Source organism: Pandoraea aquatica (genome assembly GCF_902459565.1).
In the GTDB taxonomy this organism is placed as follows: domain Bacteria; phylum Pseudomonadota; class Gammaproteobacteria; order Burkholderiales; family Burkholderiaceae; genus Pandoraea; species Pandoraea aquatica.
The window spans coordinates 1,204,759-1,222,865 of sequence record NZ_CABPSN010000001.1 but is presented as its reverse complement, the minus strand read 5'-3'; the positions used below and the strand labels follow the sequence as shown (position 1 = coordinate 1,222,865).

Sequence of the window (18,107 nt, the reverse complement as noted above, 5' to 3'; positions counted from 1 at the left end):
AAGGTGAGTGAACATGATGCAGTTCGAGCACGATTCGGGGTTTGCGCGGCTGCTGCTCCCCATGTTGCCGAAGCTGTGGACGTTCGCGCTACGGCTCACCGGCGACCGTCACGACGCCGAAGACCTCGTGCAGCGCGCCTGCGTGCGTGCGCTTGAGCGCGCCGACGCCCAGTTGCGCCCCGACAGTGCGCCGCTGAACTGGCTCTATTCCATCGTTCATTCCCTCTGGCTCAACGAACTGCGGGCGCGTAACGTGCGCAACCGTGGCGGTGTCGCATGGGACGACACGTTGCTCGAGAACATTGCCGACTCCGTGTCGGGATTGCCTGACGAGCATGTCGGGCACCGCCAGATCGTGGATGCGGTCGAGCGTCTGCCCACGCCGCAACGCGTGGCGCTGCTGCTGGTCGCGGTCGAAGGCTTCAGCTATCGCGAGGCGGCGCAGATTCTCGATGTGCCGGTCGCCACTGTCATGGGGCGTCTGTCGGCTGCACGTCAGCGTCTGGGCGTGCAATTCGACGTGACGCCGCGTCGTCGCGGCACCTCCGCCGTTGGCGAAACGCCGACGTGAGGGTGACGACCCGATGGTGATCACCGACCAAATTCTTCTCTCCTACGTTGACGGCAGCCTGACCGAGGATGCCGCGTCCAAAGTCGAAGCCGCGATAGCGAGTTCGCCGGACGTCGCGGCGCGTGTGGTGGCGTTGTACGCGTCCGATCTGCCGTTCCAGGCCGCGTACGAGACCTGCTTCACTGCGCCGGTGCCGCCTGAGTTGGTGTCGACGGTGCGCACGCTGGTGCGCGGACGCACGACGCTGGATGTGCCCTCGCATGTCGCCAGTGCCAACGACGCGCGCTTCGTGCGCGCCGGGCGGGAAGGCAGAGAGGGGCGGCGCATGCACGTGCGCAGCCCAGGCACTGTGCCGCGTCGCAGTTCGCTCGATCGCGAGTTCGATGAATCGACGCCGTCCGACAGCAAGCCGCCGCGTGTCATCTGGTGGCAGATCGGCGGTTTCGCAGCGGGCGCGACGGCATTTGCCGTGCTGATCGCCAGCGCCGGGGCACGCTTTCTGACCGAAGGCCCTGCACCGACGCCCATGCCGCAGATGCCTATCTCGCACGCCATGTCCGTCGCGGGCAATCTGGATGTCGACAGCGTGGCGGTGGCGTCGCCGGAGGCGGCCAACGCGTGGCACGGTTCGTACGAGCCGTGGGTGCGCGCATTTGTTTCGTATCAATCGCTCTTTGCCAGAGCGACCCTCGATCCGCTCGACGACGAAGCGGCCGAGGCCATCGCCACGGTGCGCGCCATCCGCCACCGCGACGACATTCCACTGGTCGTGCCCGATCTGCGCCGCGCCGGCATGGAATTCAAGCGCTTGCAGCGCTTACAGTTCGACGGCCGTGCCGTCGTTCAGATGGCTTACCTCCCCCGCGAAGGGCCGCCCGTGGCGATCTACGTCGTGAAAGACACGCGTCTGGCGCACGGCCCCTCCGCACAAACCATTCCCCCCATGGATACGGTGACGTGGCGCCGTGACGGGCAAATGTTTGCGCTGGTCGCTCCCTCCGGGTCGAGCGATCTGCTGCCGATTGCCCGCGCGCTCGCCAACGACGTCGTGCCGGTGCTCTACGACGGCGGCACTACGCCGCCGGGCCTGCAAGCCAACGGTGTCTTGCAGCCGTTCACCGACGCGATGGCGGACGCACCCCTTTCTAAGACTTATGAATCTCGCTGATTTTTCGTCCCCCGCATTTTTCGATAACCCTTATCCGATCTACGAACGTTTGCGCCAGGCAGGCGATCTGGTACCCATCGGCCCGTCGTTGATGATGACGGGGCGCTACGACCTCATCGAAGCGCTGCTGCACGATCGCCGCATGGGCAAGGCATACATGCCGAGTGTGATCGCGCGCTATGGCCCGCTGGCCGTCGAGCAACCGGTGTTTCGTGCCATCAGCCGCATGTTCCTGATGGCGAATCCGCCGGAACATACCCGCTTGCGCACGCTGCTGATGCACTCGTTCAACGCGCGTCGCATCGAAGACCTCTCGGGCGACATGCATCGTCAGGCCGCCAGTCTCATCGAAGCGATGCCCGCGGGCGGGCCCGTCGACCTGATGTCGGCTTACTGCACGCCGCTGCCGTTGCGCATCATCTGCCGTTTGCTCGACGTGCCGCTGGCGGACGGGCAGGTGCTCGGGGACAGTGCCGCCGCGCTGGTGCGCGCATTCGATCTCGCGCCGCTCGACGAAGCCGGGCTGGCCGACGCCAACAAGGGCGCGGTGACGCTCGAATCGTATTTCGACCGGCTGCTGCGCGCCCGTCGCCGTCAGCCGGGCGACGATCTGCTCTCTGCGCTGATTGTCGCCACGAGCGGCGAGGGTGGTCTGTCGGACGAGGAAATCGTCGCGAACATGCTGCTGCTGTTCGTGGCGGGACACGAGACGACGTCGAACATGCTGGGCAATGCGCTGATCCATCTGTATCGCGATCCGGCGCAGTGGCAGCAGCTTCGCAGCGACCCGTCGCTCACGCAGGGGGCCGTTGTCGAGGCGATGCGCTTCGATAGTTCCGTGCAGATGGTCGCGCGCACGGCGCTCTCGCCGGTGCGTGTGGGCGACGTCGCGCTCGAGACCGGCACGACGGTGTTCATGCTGCTGGGTGCGGCCAACCGCGATCCGGCGAAGTTCGACAACCCCGACCGGTTCGATATCCGGCGCGAGAACCACGGTCGTCTGATCTCGTTCAGTGCGGGCATCCACCACTGTCTCGGCGCGCGGCTCGCGACGGCCACGCTGCAAATCGCGCTCGACAAGCTGCTCAGCAGCTTCCCGAACCTGGAGATCACCGGTCTGGACGACTTGCGCTGGCATCGCCGTCACAGCCTTCGCGGCGTGGCGTCGTTGATGGCGAACTACTGAAGACCGAGTTCCGACGGTCTCGACCCGATCGTTCAAAGCGAAGCGGCCCGTCACTTTATCGGTGACGGGCCGCTTCGCATTTGTGGTGCCGGTTCAGGCGATGTTACTTATCGATGTGCGAAGGCGCGTCGGTGTCGTACACGGCGTACAGCTTGGTGTAGCCCTTCGATTCGAACACGCCGGTCCAGCCCTTGGGCAGCGTGACCGCTTCGCCCGGGCCAGCTTCCACGACCGAGCCGTCGCTCGACGTGAACTTCGCACCGCCGCTCAGGAACACGAGCAGTTCGGTGTAAGGGTAGCCGGGGGCAGAGCGAATTTCTTCGCGCACGGGGCCAGACTTGAACACGCCGGTCTGGAACACCTTGTCGGGCGAGGTGAAGGTGGTGACGTCGACGGTGTCGTTGCCGTCTTCGTTTTCATGCACGGCGTCGTCGCGGTCGAAGACCGGGCCCGCAAGTTCCTGCTTGTTCACCTTGATGGGGTGGAGCGCTGCGGCGCTTGCGCCACCGGTGTACAGCGCGAACATCATCAGCGCGACGGCGGCCTTGCGTGCCGTTCCATGGGTCCTGCGTTGCAGCATATCGTTGTCTCTGTTGTCTTTATTGACTTGCGTCCGCCCTGAATGGCGCGTGCGCTGCCGGACGCCGAGCGTCCGCCAGCGGGCCGGGCGAGAGCTTATCAATCGCGAGAGACTTCAGGCAAGGACTGCGTGTGTGAGGCGACGCCTGTGGCGCGCGTACTACGGACCGCGCTGCGTGAGCGTTGCGGGCGCGCGCCGAGGCAGTAGCCGCCGCCGTACACGGCGCGCAGCACGAGGCCGTGTTCGCCGCGCAAGCCGAGGCGGTTGCGCAGCAAATAGACGTGCTGCTCGATGCTGCGCGCCGCCGACGCTTCGTCGCTGCGCCAGATCAGCGAGGCGATGCGCGCGCGGCTCACCCGCATGTCCGGGGCCGAGAAGAGCAGCCACGCCAGCGCGAACTCGCGCGCCGTCAGTTCGACTTCGATGCCCCCGACCGCCACCGTGTCGCGGCCACGGTCGAGCTGATAGGTCCCGACTTCCAGCAAGTCTTCGCTGCGGGCCGCGTTGGCCGAGGCACGCCGGTGCAGCGTCATCGCCAGACGGGTCTGCAACTCGGCCACGTCTACAGGGAAGGGGAGCACGTCGTCGCAACCGGCGCGAAACGACAGGTCGAGCATCCACGACGGGGTGCCGAAACCGATGACCAGCGCGCCGGCACTGCGCGTGCCGCGGCGGCGGGCGAGCACGCCCTGCAAGTCGAGAGGGCCCAGCGCCGCATCGACGAGCACCGCCGTGTACGGAATGCGCGAGGCGGCTACAAGGTATTGGGCGGCGTCGTCAAAGCGCTGGCAGTCGCCGTCGGCGCTGAGGCGTTGGCGGATGGCCTCGAAGAGCCCGATGTCTGACGTAAGAACTGCAAACTTCACTTCATGCTCCTGTTGCCGAACTCGAATTCGTTGTTTCATGCATCTGGCGCGCCCGAAAGAAAAATTGTCGGAAATCGCGTTGTCATGCTTAAAACACTTCAGTCCACCAAAAGAAACTTGAGGAATTTGCATCGGCCTGTTGAAGGCTTGCTGCATCGAGGCGCAATGCGTAGGGATGCTAGTTGACGTAAACGGAAAGTCCTGATGTGAGCGCCCAACGTTGGGGCAACGACGCATCGGTTTGGGGCGGGGTGGCCGATGTCGCCCTGCAGCATCGGCCCATCGGGCTCGGTTGGGCTCAGTCGGCCAGCAGCTCGACCATGCGCTGCTTCGTGTAGTCGACGAATGCCTGTGCGAGCCGCGACGGCGGATGCTGTGTAGACGTGACCAGCGAGAAGCCCGACATGACGACCGGCTCGAACGGTTTGACCAGCACGCGACCGGCCGCATAGCGCGCCGTCACCTGATCGATGATCGCCACCCCTGCGCCATGCTGGACCAGCACGCATATCGCCGCCGACAACTGGGATTCCGCGCTCATCACCCGGTCGATCTGGCGCTCGGCAAAGAGCCGGTCGATGTACATCCGGTTATCGAATTCCTTCGGATAGGAAATGAACGATTCGTCGCGCAGGTCTTCCGGGCGGATCACGTCCCGGTCGGCGAGGCGATGGCCCAACGGCAGGATGCAGCGCATGGGCGCGCGGTGCAGTGTCTCGACATTGGCCCCCGCGTGCGTGAGCGGGTGCGCGATGAAGCCGACATCGCAACGTCGCCCGACCACCATGTCCACCACGATGCTCGACGCGTGAATCAGCAGCGTCGTGCTCACGCCGGGATGCTCGCGCATGAAGCCCGTCAGCGTGGTGGGCAAGAACTCCAGCGCCAGTGCCGGCGCGCCCGCGATGTGCAGCGAGCCGCGTCGCAGCGATTTGATCTGCTCGGCGGTCTGCGCAATGCGGTCGATGCCCGCAAACGAGCGCTCCACTTCCTCGAACAGCACCATCGCCTCGGGTGTTGGATTGAGCCGGCCGTTGCTCCGGTCGAATAAGGAAAACCCTACGTCGGCTTCCAGATCGTTGATCAGCCGCGTGACCGCCGGTTGCGAGATGTGGAGCATGTCCGCCGCGCGCGTGACCGTCTGACGCAGGATCAGCGCGCGAAAGGCCTCCAACTGCCGGATCTTCATCGAAGCTTGTCTCCGCTCCCCCATAACATTTGCGTATGGCGGAGCAAAAAAATGTGATTTGACCGTGCGTGTGTCGAAAATGACCCTACGAAAACCACGCAATAGTTTCAATTTTTTTCGTAATGCCGGGCCATAACATCACATAACACTGCATCACGCAAGGAGCTTCCCGATGAAGACTGTCGTCCCCCAAACGCTTCGTAAGCTTGGCCGCGCCGCCGCGATTTCTGTCGGTGCGGGATTGGTTTTTGGCGCTTCCGCCGCACATGCCGATACGACGTTGTATGTCGGCGCGTACGGCGGTTCGTTCGAACAGATGCTGAAGAAAGACGTCATTCCCGGCTTCGAACGGGCCAACCCGGGCACCAAGGTTGTGATCGTGCCGGGCGACTCGACGACGACGCTCGCGAAGCTTCAGGCGCAAAAGGGCAAGGCAGGCATGGACGTGGTCTTCCTCGACGACGGCCCGATGTATCAGGCGATCCAGATGGGCTTCTGCGGCAAGCTCGCCGACGCCCCGGTCTATCAGGATCTCTACGACATCGCGAAGTTCAAGAACGGCAACGCCGTGGCGGCCGGTCTGATTGCGACCGGCATCGCCTACAACACGCGTCTGTTCCAGTCGAAGGGATGGCCGGCACCGACGTCGTGGAAGGAACTCTCCGACCCGAAGTACAAGGGCAAGCTCGTGATGCCGAGCATCAAGAACACGTACGGTCTGCACGCGTTGCTCGTCGAGTCGAAGCTTAACGGCGGTAGCGACAGCAACATCGATCCGGGCTTCAAGGAGATGGAGAAGATCGCGCCGAACGTGCTGTCGTTCGATCCGTCGCCGGGCAAGATCGCCGAACTGTTCCAGGCCGACGAAGTCGCGCTGGCCGTGTGGGGCAATGGCCGCGTGCAGGCGCTGCGCCAGCAGGGCATTCCGGTCGAGTTCGTCTACCCGAAGGAAGGCGCAGTCGCGCTCGGTATGGGTATGTGTGCGGTCGACAAGTCGGCTAACGATGCGCTCGCGCAGAAGTTCATCCAGATGATTCTCTCGCCGCAGACGCAGGCCGTGCTGGCTGAAAGCCAGGGCGTCGCACCGTCCAACAAGAAGACCCAGTTGTCGATGGCGATTGCCGCGCGCGTACCGTCGCCTGCACAGATCGACAAGCTCGTGCGTGTCGACTGGGATGTTGTGAACGCCAAGCGCGCCGAATGGACGCAGCGCTGGAATCGTCAGATCGAGCGCTAAGCCATTAAGTGAATTCGGACGTTGAGCGGCAAGGAGAACACAAGCGACATGAGCACCAGCACCCCTTACTTACGCGTTGAAAATCTCGGCAAGCGCTTTGGCGACACGGTGGCCGTCGAGGGCGTCGATCTCTCGATTGCGCAGGGCGAGTTCATTTCCCTGCTGGGGCCGTCGGGCTGCGGCAAGACCACCACGTTGCAGATGATCGCGGGCTTCGTCGCACCGACGTCCGGCCGGATTCTGCTCGAAGGCCGCGACCTCACACCCGTGCCGCCCGAGAAGCGCGGGCTGGGCATCGTCTTCCAGAGCTACGCGCTGTTTCCGCACATGACGGTGGCGCAGAACGTGGCGTTCGGTCTGGACATGCGACGCGTGGATGCCGGCGAGAAGCAACGCCGCGTGAAGGACGCGCTGGAGCTTGTGCACCTCGGTGCGCACGCGCAACGCTATCCCCGAGAACTCTCGGGCGGGCAGCGTCAGCGCGTGGCGCTGGCACGGGCGATGGTCATTGCACCGCCCGTGCTGTTGCTCGACGAACCGCTCTCGAATCTGGACGCCAAGCTGCGCGAACAGATGCAGGACGAGTTGCGCGCGATTCAGCGCAAGGTCGGCACGACCACGATCATGGTCACGCACGATCAGGCCGAAGCGCTCGCGATCAGCGATCGGGTGGTGCTGCTCAACGCGGGACGTGTGGTTCGCATCGACACGCCGCACGAAGTGTACGAAGACCCGCGCGCGACGTTTGCCGCGAACTTCATCGGACAGACCAATCTCATCACCGGTCAGCTCGACGTGCGCGGTGGCGTGGCGCTGCTGGAAGTGCAAGGGCTGCGGCTGGTGGTGTCGCCTGCACAAGCGGGTCTCGCGGCGTCGGAGGCCGCGAATTCGGCTGTCACGTTCTGTCTTCGTCCCGAGCGAATCCGACTCACGTCGGCGACCGCCGGGCGTGTGCCGGGACGTGTCGCGCAGCGCAGCTTCCACGGCAATCACTGGGTGCTGACGGTGTCGACCGCGCTGGGTGAGCTGCGCGTGCTCGTGTCGAACGACGGTGCGGTCGCGGCCAACGACGGCGACGCCGTCGGTCTCGACTGGGCCGACGACGCGCTGCGTCTCGTGCAGGAGAGCGCATGAACGCCGCGACGTCTACGCCACCCGGCGTGCCGACGGTGGAGGCAGCGAAGCCCTCGGCATCGGTATCGCCCGAGATCGCCGCTCAGCGTCGCTCGGCATGGACGCTGGTCGCGCCTGCGACGCTGTACTTCCTCGTGCTGCTGGCCGTGCCACTCGTGCTGACGTTCGTTCTCAGCCTGCGCGGCTTCGACCCGAACTCGGGGGGCATTCTGCCGACGGTGTCGTTGCAGCATTACGTCGACATTCTCACGGACAGCTACTTCTACGAGATTTTCCTGCGCACGTTGCTGCTGTCGGTCGGCGTGACGCTGCTGTGTGTGCTGATCGGTGTGCCCGAGGCGTACTTTCTGTTCCGCATGCGCGATCCGTGGCGCTCGCTGTGTCTGGTGCTCGTGCTCGGTCCGCTGCTGATCTCGGTCGTGGTGCGCACGCTCGGCTGGTCGATCCTGCTCGGTCGGGAAGGGCTGATCAATGCCGTGCTCACGAAGCTCGGCCTCATCGATCATCCGTTGCAGATGTTGTTCACGATGGGCGCGGTCACGGTGGCGCTGGTGCATGTGCTCGTGCCGTTGCTGGTGCTGTCGGTGTGGACATCGCTCACGCGACTGGACCCCGCCGTGGCGCATGCGGCCCGCTCGCTCGGTGCAGGTCGCGCGACGGTGATGTGGCGTGTGGTGCTGCCGCAGATCACGCCGGGCATTCTCTCGGGCAGCCTGATCGTGTTCGCGCTCACGGCGAGTGCGTTCGCAACACCGGCGCTCATCGGTGGACGCCGTCTGAAAGTGGTGGCGACCACGGCGTACGACGAATTCCTCGGCACGCTGAACTGGCCGCTGGGCGCGGCGATTGCCATCGTGCTGCTGATCGTCAACGTGCTCATCATCAGCGGTTACAACCGCGCTCTTGAGAAGCGCTTCACGCGCCGTCTCGGCTGACGGGAGGTCATCACATGAATCAGCTCGATGCTCAGTACGATCGCAACGGCGCGGGTGCGCTGGCGTTCCACGTGCTGTTTCTCGTCTTTATCCTCGCGCCGCTGGTCGTCGTGTGTCTGGTGGCGTTCACGCCGGACAACTTCCTCTCGATTCCGACGAAGCACTTCTCGCTGCGCTGGTTCGAATCGCTGATGAGCGACGAGGACTTTCAGTCGGCGTTGCGCACGAGTCTGTGGCTGGGTGTGATGTCGGCCACGGTGTCGACGGCGCTTGCCGTGCCCACCGCCATGGGACTGGCGCGCTACCGCTTCCCGGGGCGCGACGCGATCAACTCGTTTCTGCTCTCGCCGCTGATGATTCCGCCGGTGGTGCTGGGCATTGCGTTCCTGCGCCTGTTCACGCTGCTCGACATGGGCGGCTCGTTCGAGAGTCTGGTCGCGTGCCATGCGCTGCTGATCTTCCCGTATGCGCTGCGCCTGATCATGGCGGCGCTCGTGGGGCAGGCCGACGAAGGCGAGCGTGCTGCGCGCTCGCTCGGGGCAGGGCGCTGGACGACGTTCCGTCGCATCACGCTGCCCGCGATTCTGCCGGGCGTGGCGGGTGGCTGGGTGCTGGCGTTCATCAACAGCTTCGACGAGCTGACGGCCACGATTTTCGTCACGTCGCCCGAGACGATCACGCTGCCCGTGCGCATCTACATGAATATGAGCGAGACGGTCGATCCGAGCGTCGCCGCGATTTCAACGTTGCTCGTTGGGGTGACGCTGGCGGTCATGCTGATCCTCGACCGCATCTACGGATTGAACAAGGTTCTGGTTGGAAATCACTAAAACATGCAAAAGACATACGATATCGCCGTCATCGGCGGTGGCCTCGTCGGCATGGCAATCGCCTACGGGCTTGCCAAGCGCGGACAACGCGTCGTCGTTTGCGATGGCGAAGACAACTCGCTGAGAGCCGCGCGCGGCAACTTCGGGTTGGTCTGGGTGCAGGGCAAGGGAGGCACCTGCACCAACTATGCCCGCTGGTCGCTGCACTCGGCGAACACCTGGCAGGGGATGGCCGACGAGCTGTTCGCACGCACCGGTGTGGACGTCGGCTTTCAACGCCCCGGCGGCTTCAACATCGCGCAGACGGCCGAGGAACTGGCCGTCAAGGTCGAGAGCATGCGCAAGCTCAAGGAGGCCGAGCCTGCGCTGGTCTACGAAGTGCTCGATCACAATGCGCTGGCGGAACGTCTGCCCGCCGTCGGCCCCGACGTGTACGGTGCGATCTATTCGCCCAACGACGGACACGTCAGCCCCCTGTACACGCTGCGCGCGCTGTTCGCCGCGTTCGAGCAGGCGGGCGGCGAGTACGCGCCGAACTTGCGGGTGACGGACATCCGACAACTGGGCAGCGGTGCGTTTCGCGTGAGCATGGGCGACACATCGTTCGAAGCCGGGCGCGTCGTGCTTGCCGCAGGGCTGGGCAATCGCGACCTCGCGCCGATGGTGGGGCTGAGCGCGCCGGTCAAGCCGTTGCGCGGGCAGATCATCGTGACGGAGCGAGTCAAACCGTTCCTCGACTATCCGACGATTTACGTGCGCCAGACCGTCGAAGGCTCAGTCATGCTCGGCGACTCGGCCGAGGACGTCGGCTTCAACGATGGTGTGACGCCGGACGTGCTGGCCGACATCGCGCGACGCGGCATCGCGCCGTTCCCCATCCTCAAGAATGTGCGCGTCGTGCGCGCGTGGGGTGCGTTGCGCGTGATGACGGGCGACGGCCTGCCGATCTACGAAGCCTCCGAGTCTTGTCCCGGCGCGTTCCTCGCGACCTGCCACAGCGGCGTGACGCTTGCCGCCGCTCACTGTGAAACCATCGCGCCTTGGATTCTCGGCGCTGAGCGCCCCGCGCTTCTGGACCATTTCTATGCCAAACGTTTCGCTGCTTAAGTCGCTGGCGCGCAAGGATGGCGCGACGGTGCGGATGTTCATCGACGATATGCCGGTCGATGTGCCCACGGATATGAACGTGGCGGCCGCCTTGCTCTTTTCGGGCGTGACGGCGTGCCGCACCACGCCCGTGACGGGCAGCGAGCGCGCACCGTTCTGCATGATGGGTGTGTGCTTCGATTGTCTCGTGGAGATCGACGGTGTCCCGAACCGGCAGGGCTGCATGACGCCCGTGCGCGAGGGGATGCAAGTGCGTCGCATGGACGGCGCAAGGAGTGTGGCATGAGTTCGATGCGTGTGGATTTGTTGGTCGTCGGTGCCGGTCCTGCGGGACTCGCGGCGGCGCTCGAAGCGAAGCGTCATGGCCTGACGCCGCTGGTCGTCGATGAAAACACCCTGCCCGGCGGGCAGATTTACCGTAGCGTGAGCCGTTCTCCGCTGGCCGATCCGGGCGTGCTCGGACCGGACTATCTGCGCGGGCGTGCGTTGGTCGATGCGTTCACCGAGGCGGGCATCGCCTATTGGCCGCAAACACTCGCGTGGCAGATCAGCACCGACAAGCGTGTTTCCGTCACGCGGCAGAGCGCGGGCGGCGGGACGTTGCAGATCGAAGCCGGGGCCATCGTGCTGGCCAGCGGTGCGCAGGAGCGCCCGTTCCCGATTCCGGGGTGGACGTTGCCCGGCGTGATGGGCGTGGGGGCCGCGCAGACGTTGCTCAAGGCCTCAGCGCTCGTGCCGGACACACCCGCAGTGCTGGCCGGATGCGGACCGCTGCTGTATCTGTTCGCATGGCAACTGATCAACGCCGGTGTGCCGGTGCGCGCGATTCTCGACACTGCCGAGCCGGGGGCACGTCGGGAGGCGCTGCGTCATGCGGGCGGGGCGTTGCGTGCCCCGTCCTATCTGATGAAGGGCCTCAGGCTGCTGCGTGCGATTCGTGCGGCGGGCGTGCAGCACGTGAAGCATGTGACGTCGCTGCGCGTACTCGGCGCGACGCAGGCCGAGGCCATCGAATACATCGTGGACGGCAAGACACAACGTATCGATACGGCGCTGGTGCTGCTGCATCAGGGCGTGATTCCGAACACGCAGGTCACGCGCTCGATCGGTTGCGAGCATGTTTGGGACGACGCGCAGCTGTGCTGGCGGCCGAAGACCGACGCATGGGGCGAGACGAGCGTGCCCGGCATTTTCGTCGCGGGCGACGGTGCGGGCATCGGCGGTGCGTTGGCCGCTGATCCGTCGGGGCGTCTTGCGGCCACGCAGGCTGCCACGATGCTTGGCAAGCTCGACACCGCGAAGCGGGATTCGCGTGCACTGTCGCTGCGCCGCGAGCTGGCGTCGCACACATCGATTCGTCCGTTCCTGGACGCGCTTTACCGACCGGCGGACGGCTTTCGCGCCCCGGCCGACGACAGCACCATCGTGTGCCGTTGCGAGGAGGTGACGGCGGGCGACGTGCGTCGCATGGCCGGACTGGGCTGCGTCGGCCCGAACCAGACCAAGAGCTTCTCGCGTTGTGGCATGGGCCCGTGTCAGGGGCGCTTCTGCGGCATGACCGTCGCCGAGCTGCTGGCGCAGGCGCAAGGTTGCGCGGTGCCGGAAGTCGGCTACTACCGTATCCGTCCGCCGATCAAGCCGGTGACACTGGGCGAACTCGCGTCGGCGGTCGTTGCCCCCGAATTCCTGAGCGAACGAGCAGGTTTCCCCAAGTAGGCGAGATGGCTTGCGCCGCTCGCCTGCTCCTTTTTATTCCGCTTCTCATTCCTTTTTGGAGACGTATTAATGAGCGACATTCAACGCCATCACACGAATGCACGGATGAGCCGTGTCGTGGTGCATAACGGAACGGTGTACATCGGCGGCCAGACGGCCGACGACCGCAGCCAGGACATCACCGGTCAGACGCAGCAGGTGCTGGCCAAGATCGACGGCTATCTGAAGGACGCCGGCATCGACAAGTCGCGTCTGCTGTCGGCGCAGGTGTGGCTCAAGGACATCGAGTCGGATTTCGCAGGCATGAACGCCGTGTGGGACGCGTGGACGAGCCCCGGCAACACGCCGACGCGCGCAACCGTGGAGTCGCGTCTGGCTGCGCCCGACCTGCTCGTCGAAATCGCCGTGATCGCGGCAGCGAAGTAAGTTGAACGTCCGAAGTTGAAAGTCCGAAGCTGAAAGTTCGCGGCTGACCGTACCGCGTGCAGGACGAAGGCCCGCCAGTCGTTGCGGGCCTTTTTTCTTGGGGCGATGATCGAGCAGAAGTCAACGCATTGGTGAATTTGTTGCGTCTGTGGATTGATCCCCATGCGCGTCTGGAAGCGGAGCCGCGCAGGCATAATGCGCGGGTCGGCAGGTTGCATGCAGCAAGTCAAAGCCCCCTCCGTAATTGTTCACCGCACTTTCACCTCCAACCGCCCAGACGTTGGCGACATGACGGATCCATCGAGCGAGCAGATCACGCGATCCCAAGCCCAGAAGGGGCGGGACTTCTCTCGTCGTGTACTGGGGCTGCGCAGTCTGGGATGCGCGCTGAGCGCCATCGCCGTGTTCACGGCCATCCGGCACGCGGGCGCTTCGCATTTCGGTTACGGGATCTGGGCGCTCAACGCGTTTCTCTGGCCGGCGTTCGCGCACGCCATCGCCATGTCCTCGGCCGATCCGGTGTCGGCCGAGCGCCGAAATCTGCTGTGCGACTCGGCCTTCGGCGGCGGCTGGGTGGTGGCGATGCATGTCAGCGGCGTGCCGTCCGCCGTGCTCGTCTCGGTGCTGCTGATGCACAACGCGTCGGCCGGCGGATACCGGTTGTTGCGCGACGGCATTCTGGCCATGCTGGTGGGCGGCATTCTGACGGGCACGGTGCTGGGCTTCACGATCCGAACGGACATTCCTTTCTCGGAACTGGTCGCGAGCCTGCCTTTGTTGCTGATCTATCCCACACTGGTCGGCCTCACGAGCTATCGTCTGGCGAAGCGGCTCTCGAAGAGCGAGCGGGCGCTGCGCCGGATCAGCGATCAGGACGACCTGACGTCGCTGCTCAACCGCCGTTCATGGATGCGCGCGCTCACGAGTTGTTTCGCCGAGAAGCGGCTTGGACGCACGGGGACCGCGAGCATCGCGCTCATCGACATCGACGGGTTCAAGGAAATCAACGACCTGCACGGTCATCTTCAGGGCGACTCGCTAATCCGGATTCTCTCCGACGTGCTGGCGACCGAGCTGGGCAGTCACGACGTGAGCGGCCGCTATGGCGGCGACGAGTTCTGTGTATTGTTCGACGGACAATCCGCCGAGAAGGCACGCCGGAAGCTGGAGAAGGTGTGTGCGGTGTTTTCGAACGCCACCGAGGGGCTGGATTCGGTGCGCGCCGTGACGTTGAGCGCGGGCGTGGCGAATTACACCGTGAATCTGGTGTCGCCCACTGCGTGGCTGGCGATGGCCGACCACGCCTTGTACACCGCCAAGCGCTCGGGGAAGGACCGGATCGTGATTGCCGATATCGACGTCGGCTTCGACGGGGTCCTGCTGCGCTAGCGGGTTAGCGGTTCAGTGACGCGGTGACGCAGTGGCGTCGCCGCTCATGCAGGCTCTTCGGTCGTGCCGCTGATCCACGGTGTGAGCGCCTGACGGGCGTCCTGCATCATGAAGTTCACGAGCGTTGTGGAGACCCCCAGCGACTGGGCGATCTCGCGCTGCGTGCAATCCTGGAAGTAATACATCTCGAATACCGTGCGAGTGCGCTCGGGCAGTGTCTTGAGCCGGTCGAGCATGCCGCCGATCATCTGACGCGCTGTGACCTGCGCCTCCGGCGAGGCGGCACGATCGGGCATGTCGATGGCTTCGTCTTCCACCGTAAACACCCGATTCTCGATCTGCTGACGGCGGTAGCCGTCTAACGCCAGATTACGCACGACTTGCATCACATAGCTGGCCGGATGCCGGACCGGGCAGGCGCTACGGGCGTCGCACAGCTTGATGTAGGCGTCCTGCACGACGTCTTCGGCACGGCAGGGGCATCCGAGAATGCGCATCGCCAGTCCCACCAGCGCCCGCCGGTGCGTCACGAAGATCTGGCCGACGAGACCGTCCTCCGTGTCGGCGCCCATTGGCGTCCAGCCGGGGCACCCGGCGTAACTCAACTGCTCGCTCATGCTTTTGCCTCCAAATCGGCATCGAACGCACCTCTGTGTGACAAAGCGACGCACTGTCGCTTTGGGACCACACTGCGGCACCCTTTGAGGAGCACGAACGCAGTCGGATGACAAAACGAAGGACGAACGCCGCCGGGAACGGCGCACGCGGCGCGCTCCGACACAACGGTGCAGGGAGAAAAGACAGGACTGCAGAACTTCTGTTGCCGCGCCCTGACAGGCCGTGGGGCTACCACTTTCTACAGGGGTTGCGGTAAATTTGGTGTAAACGATAGTGAAAATGAGAATGGTTTGCAATTGATATTTTGATATGCAAGATGTCGACCGATTGGGGAGCGTGTCATTTCGTTATGCCAATGAGCTTAGCTTTGCAATTCATCAGGATTACTGAGGCTTCGAGCGCCCTGGCGCGCCTGGCTTCGCGGTTGTCTGCGGACGAGCATTTCCGGCTCGGTGCGCTGCACAAAGGGGAGGACCGGGCGCGCTTCGCGGTGGTCCGGGCCACGTTGCGCGACGTGCTGGGCCGCGAGTTGGGGGTGCCGCCGGATCGGGTGGCGTTCGAGGCCGACGCGCAGGGCCGTCCCCGTCTGGCCGGAGGCGGGCCACCGGACTTCAACGTCAGTCATTCCGGCCATTGGGGGCTGCTGGCCTACTCGTCCGACGTGCGCGTCGGCGTGGATATCGAGCGACTGGACGCCCTTGCCGAGCCGCGTTCGTCGTGGGACGTCTGCCTGCATGCGGAGGAACAGCGTGCCTTGCTGATGCTGAGTTTCACGCTGTCGGGGCATGGGCCGCGTGCGGACGAGATATTCCATTGGGTCTGGAGCCTCAAGGAGGCGATTTTCAAGGCGCTCGGCACCGGGTTGCAGGACAGCCTCACGGCGCTGAGCGTGGACGTGGACGCGGTCGCGCGCGCGGTGTCGGCGGTCGAAGGCAAATTCGACGCGGCAATGCCCTCGGCCACAGCCGGATGCCCGATTCCCTGGCGGGCGGACGACCCGGCGCTGGCCGAAGCGTTGCGCGGGCTGGAACTGCGTCTGTTGCCCGCGCCACCGGGCTATTCGGCGGCGTTGGCCTGGCTGCAACAGGGGAAAATTGGGTAAATTGCGCCGGCGCTGGACCGTCTTTCAGCCAGAGGAGGGCGCACACCGTGCCCTCGCGGCCTTTGCCCCCGGCAGGCTGGACGCTTACAGGAGTAATCGATGAGTTTCGACGACGAGAATGGCGTGTTCCGTGTGGTCATCAACGACGAAGAGCAATACGCCATCTGGCCGGACTACCGGCCGGTGCCCGCTGGCTGGCGCGAAGTCGGGGTGACCGGCAACAAGGCGACGTGTCTGGCCCATATCGAGTCGGTCTGGACGGACATGCGCCCGCGCAGCCTGCGCGAACATCTGGCCACGCAGGGTGACGGACGCAATGGCGTTTGAGGCCTGTCGCCTGCTGTGCCTGCCCTGCGCAGGGGGAAGTGCTACGGTATATGCGCGCTGGGCGCAGGCCGCGCCGTCATGGCTGGCGGTGCGCCCGCTCGAACTGCCGGGGCGCGGTACGCGTCATCACGAACCGTTGCAACACGACCCGCACATGCTGGCGGACCAACTGACCGAGGAGTGTCTTGCGCAGCACGTGACGTCAGGCACGCGCTTCGCGTTGTTCGGTCACAGCCTCGGCGGTCTGCTGGCGTTCGAGATCGCGCATCGCCTGCATGCGCGGGGTTGTTCGCCGGCGGCGCTGTTCGTTGCCGCGAGCCGTCCGCCCGCCACGCGTGATGACAGTCGCTACGCCGCGTTGCGCGACGACGCCGAGGTGCTGGCCGAGATGCGTGCGCTCGGCGGCACGCCCGAAGCGCTGCTCGCCGAGCCTGAGCTGATGGCGATGGTACTGCCGGTCATCAAGGCGGATTTCCAACTGTGCGGACATTACCGGCGTCCGTCGCCGCAGGTGCGCGCGCCGCTGTCCATGCCGATTCATGCGTTGGCCGGACGCCGCGATGCGTTCGCACCGGAAGTCCTTGACGACTGGCGTGGCGAGACGACCGGCAGCTATACGCGCACCGACTTCGACGGCGACCACTTCTTCGTGCGCGACGATCCCGCTCATCTGCTGGCGGTCATTGCCAACGGGCTGGCTCCGGCGATGCATGCACCGCACGCGTCGCGCGCTTTGGCGGCGGCGCGATGAGTGAGCGTGCAGCCGACAGGCTCGATAGGCTCGCGCAACGGATCCCGGGCGCAGCGCAGTTCGATCTCGCGGCGAGTCTGCCCGCGCCGGTCCGCGCCGAGCTGGGGCCGCTGTGTGCCGGACTGGCCTTCGGCGCGCGCGTGCCGGACGACCTTCGCCCTGGCGATACCGTCATCGGTCTGGCGGATCTCGATCGCCACATGCCCGCCATGTTCGACGGCGTTCGCCGCCTCGTGCCCGGCGTCGAGCCGCGCGCGCTCATGTCGCAGTGGAGCAAGTTCTACTTCCGGGCTGTGGCGCCGGCGGCGCTGGCAATTATCGTCGTGCATGGTCGTGCGCTGACGCTCGATCCGGACGCATGTGGCATCGTGCTGCGCGGTGGATTGCCCGTGCAGGTTCGCTTTCCCGAATCCAGTTGGACGCCGCCGGGTGAAGGCGATGTCATGGAGGAACCACCTACCGCGCAGGTGCGTTTTGCGTCGCTGCTTCAGGCGCATTTACCTGCCGCAATGGCGGCGATGCAACGGGCGGCGGGCGTTTCGACGCGCGTGCTCTGGAGCAACGCGGGCAATCTGCTGGAGTTCATCGTCGGTGAGATGCGCAAGGTGCCGTCACTGAGCGCACGTGCTGCCAGCGATTACGCATGGCTGTTCGACGGCGACGCCGGTTTCGGTCAAACGTCCGATAATCCGCTCTATCGCACTGTGCGTTACGTCACGCCACCGTCGACTGCAATGCCCACGCCGATGCGTGCGCGTCGCGTGTGTTGTCTGCGCTATCAGTTGGCGGGGAAGGGCACGCGATGTGACGAAGCGTTGCTGTGCGGATCGTGTCCGTTGATTCTGACCATGACGCCGGCGCAGCTTCAGCGGCAACTGGCGATGCAAGCCGGCGGCGCACCGCAGTAGCCGAACGCGTCCAATTTAAAAAAACGGCACCGTAGCCTAATCCGCTGCGGTGCCGTTTTTGCATCGA

The 18,107-nt window shown here is 64.9% G+C and carries 20 protein-coding genes; 16 read left to right on the top strand and 4 right to left on the bottom strand.

From position 1 onward, the window contains the following. Positions 1-13 precede the first annotated feature (13 nt). From PAQ31011_RS05260 to PAQ31011_RS05250, 3 genes are read left to right on the top strand one after another with little or no spacing between them, the layout of a single operon-like run. Positions 14-571 carry an RNA polymerase sigma factor gene (locus PAQ31011_RS05260; RefSeq protein WP_246179349.1) on the top strand — a complete coding sequence of 186 codons (558 nt, stop codon included), beginning with the start codon at positions 14-16 and terminating at the stop codon, positions 569-571. Between the two features lie 13 nt (positions 572-584). Next, positions 585-1,739, top strand: coding sequence for an anti-sigma factor family protein (locus PAQ31011_RS05255; RefSeq protein ID WP_150574760.1), 1,155 nt, complete (start codon positions 585-587; stop codon positions 1,737-1,739). After that, complete coding sequence (locus tag PAQ31011_RS05250; protein WP_150574759.1) at positions 1,726-2,925, top strand: cytochrome P450; 1,200 nt, start codon at positions 1,726-1,728, stop codon at positions 2,923-2,925. Before PAQ31011_RS05255 ends, PAQ31011_RS05250 begins: the two co-directional genes overlap by 14 nt. Positions 2,926-3,028: 103 nt before the next feature. On the opposite strand, the gene PAQ31011_RS05245 is transcribed toward PAQ31011_RS05250, so the two are convergent. The 3 genes from PAQ31011_RS05245 to PAQ31011_RS05235 form a co-directional block, all read right to left on the bottom strand. Then, positions 3,029-3,505, bottom strand: a complete 477-nt coding sequence (locus PAQ31011_RS05245; RefSeq protein WP_217424837.1) for a cupin domain-containing protein — start codon at positions 3,503-3,505, stop codon at positions 3,029-3,031. 98 nt (positions 3,506-3,603) lie between these two features. Next, positions 3,604-4,371 (bottom strand): response regulator transcription factor, encoded by a 768-nt coding sequence (locus PAQ31011_RS05240; protein WP_174989953.1) that lies wholly within the window; start codon positions 4,369-4,371, stop codon positions 3,604-3,606. Positions 4,372-4,669: 298 nt separating this feature from the next. After that, a complete protein-coding gene (locus tag PAQ31011_RS05235; protein WP_246179346.1) occupies positions 4,670-5,560 on the bottom strand; it encodes a LysR substrate-binding domain-containing protein in 891 nt (296 codons plus the stop codon). A gap of 172 nt (positions 5,561-5,732) precedes the next feature. On the opposite strand from PAQ31011_RS05235, the gene PAQ31011_RS05230 reads away from it, so the two are divergent. The 9 genes from PAQ31011_RS05230 to PAQ31011_RS05190 all read left to right on the top strand — a co-directional run bounded on the left by PAQ31011_RS05230 (position 5,733) and on the right by PAQ31011_RS05190 (position 14,334). After that, entirely contained in the window at positions 5,733-6,797 is a 1,065-nt protein-coding gene (locus PAQ31011_RS05230) for an ABC transporter substrate-binding protein (RefSeq protein WP_150574756.1), read from the top strand. 48 nt (positions 6,798-6,845) lie between these two features. Continuing rightward, complete coding sequence (locus PAQ31011_RS05225) at positions 6,846-7,931, top strand: ABC transporter ATP-binding protein (protein WP_150574755.1); 1,086 nt, start codon at positions 6,846-6,848, stop codon at positions 7,929-7,931. Beyond that, positions 7,928-8,866, top strand: coding sequence for an ABC transporter permease (locus tag PAQ31011_RS05220; protein WP_246179345.1), 939 nt, complete (start codon positions 7,928-7,930; stop codon positions 8,864-8,866). Before PAQ31011_RS05225 ends, PAQ31011_RS05220 begins: the two co-directional genes overlap by 4 nt. Positions 8,867-8,880: 14 nt before the next feature. Next, complete coding sequence (locus tag PAQ31011_RS05215) at positions 8,881-9,696, top strand: ABC transporter permease (protein ID WP_150574754.1); 816 nt, start codon at positions 8,881-8,883, stop codon at positions 9,694-9,696. A gap of 3 nt (positions 9,697-9,699) precedes the next feature. Beyond that, positions 9,700-10,803, top strand: coding sequence for an NAD(P)/FAD-dependent oxidoreductase (locus tag PAQ31011_RS05210; RefSeq protein WP_150574753.1), 1,104 nt, complete (start codon positions 9,700-9,702; stop codon positions 10,801-10,803). Continuing rightward, positions 10,781-11,089: a (2Fe-2S)-binding protein gene (locus tag PAQ31011_RS05205; RefSeq protein WP_052252662.1), complete on the top strand. Its 309-nt coding sequence runs from the start codon at positions 10,781-10,783 to the stop codon at positions 11,087-11,089. Before PAQ31011_RS05210 ends, PAQ31011_RS05205 begins: the two co-directional genes overlap by 23 nt. Beyond that, positions 11,086-12,519: an FAD/NAD(P)-dependent oxidoreductase gene (locus PAQ31011_RS05200; protein WP_150574752.1), complete on the top strand. Its 1,434-nt coding sequence runs from the start codon at positions 11,086-11,088 to the stop codon at positions 12,517-12,519. The genes PAQ31011_RS05205 and PAQ31011_RS05200 overlap by 4 nt, the downstream gene beginning before the upstream one ends. A gap of 69 nt (positions 12,520-12,588) precedes the next feature. Then, positions 12,589-12,945, top strand: a complete 357-nt coding sequence (locus PAQ31011_RS05195; protein WP_141571936.1) for a RidA family protein — start codon at positions 12,589-12,591, stop codon at positions 12,943-12,945. 288 nt (positions 12,946-13,233) lie between these two features. Continuing rightward, complete coding sequence (locus PAQ31011_RS05190) at positions 13,234-14,334, top strand: diguanylate cyclase (protein WP_174989951.1); 1,101 nt, start codon at positions 13,234-13,236, stop codon at positions 14,332-14,334. A gap of 44 nt (positions 14,335-14,378) precedes the next feature. Here the strand turns inward: PAQ31011_RS05190 and panA are convergent, their stop codons facing one another. Further along, the gene (gene panA / locus PAQ31011_RS05185; protein ID WP_217424836.1) at positions 14,379-14,951 is read right to left on the bottom strand and encodes a pandorabactin biosynthesis sigma factor PanA; all 573 of its coding nucleotides are present in this window, start codon (positions 14,949-14,951) and stop codon (positions 14,379-14,381) included. 356 nt (positions 14,952-15,307) lie between these two features. On the opposite strand from panA, the gene PAQ31011_RS05180 reads away from it, so the two are divergent. From PAQ31011_RS05180 to fhuF, 4 genes are all read left to right on the top strand, one after another. Then, a complete protein-coding gene (locus tag PAQ31011_RS05180; protein ID WP_174989949.1) occupies positions 15,308-16,054 on the top strand; it encodes a 4'-phosphopantetheinyl transferase family protein in 747 nt (248 codons plus the stop codon). A gap of 99 nt (positions 16,055-16,153) precedes the next feature. After that, the gene (panC, locus tag PAQ31011_RS05175) at positions 16,154-16,381 is read left to right on the top strand and encodes a pandorabactin biosynthesis protein PanC (protein ID WP_150574749.1); all 228 of its coding nucleotides are present in this window, start codon (positions 16,154-16,156) and stop codon (positions 16,379-16,381) included. Continuing rightward, the gene (locus PAQ31011_RS05170) at positions 16,371-17,132 is read left to right on the top strand and encodes a thioesterase II family protein (RefSeq protein ID WP_150574748.1); all 762 of its coding nucleotides are present in this window, start codon (positions 16,371-16,373) and stop codon (positions 17,130-17,132) included. Before panC ends, PAQ31011_RS05170 begins: the two co-directional genes overlap by 11 nt. After that, complete coding sequence (fhuF, locus tag PAQ31011_RS05165; RefSeq protein ID WP_150574747.1) at positions 17,129-18,040, top strand: siderophore-iron reductase FhuF; 912 nt, start codon at positions 17,129-17,131, stop codon at positions 18,038-18,040. Before PAQ31011_RS05170 ends, fhuF begins: the two co-directional genes overlap by 4 nt. Positions 18,041-18,107 lie beyond the last annotated feature (67 nt).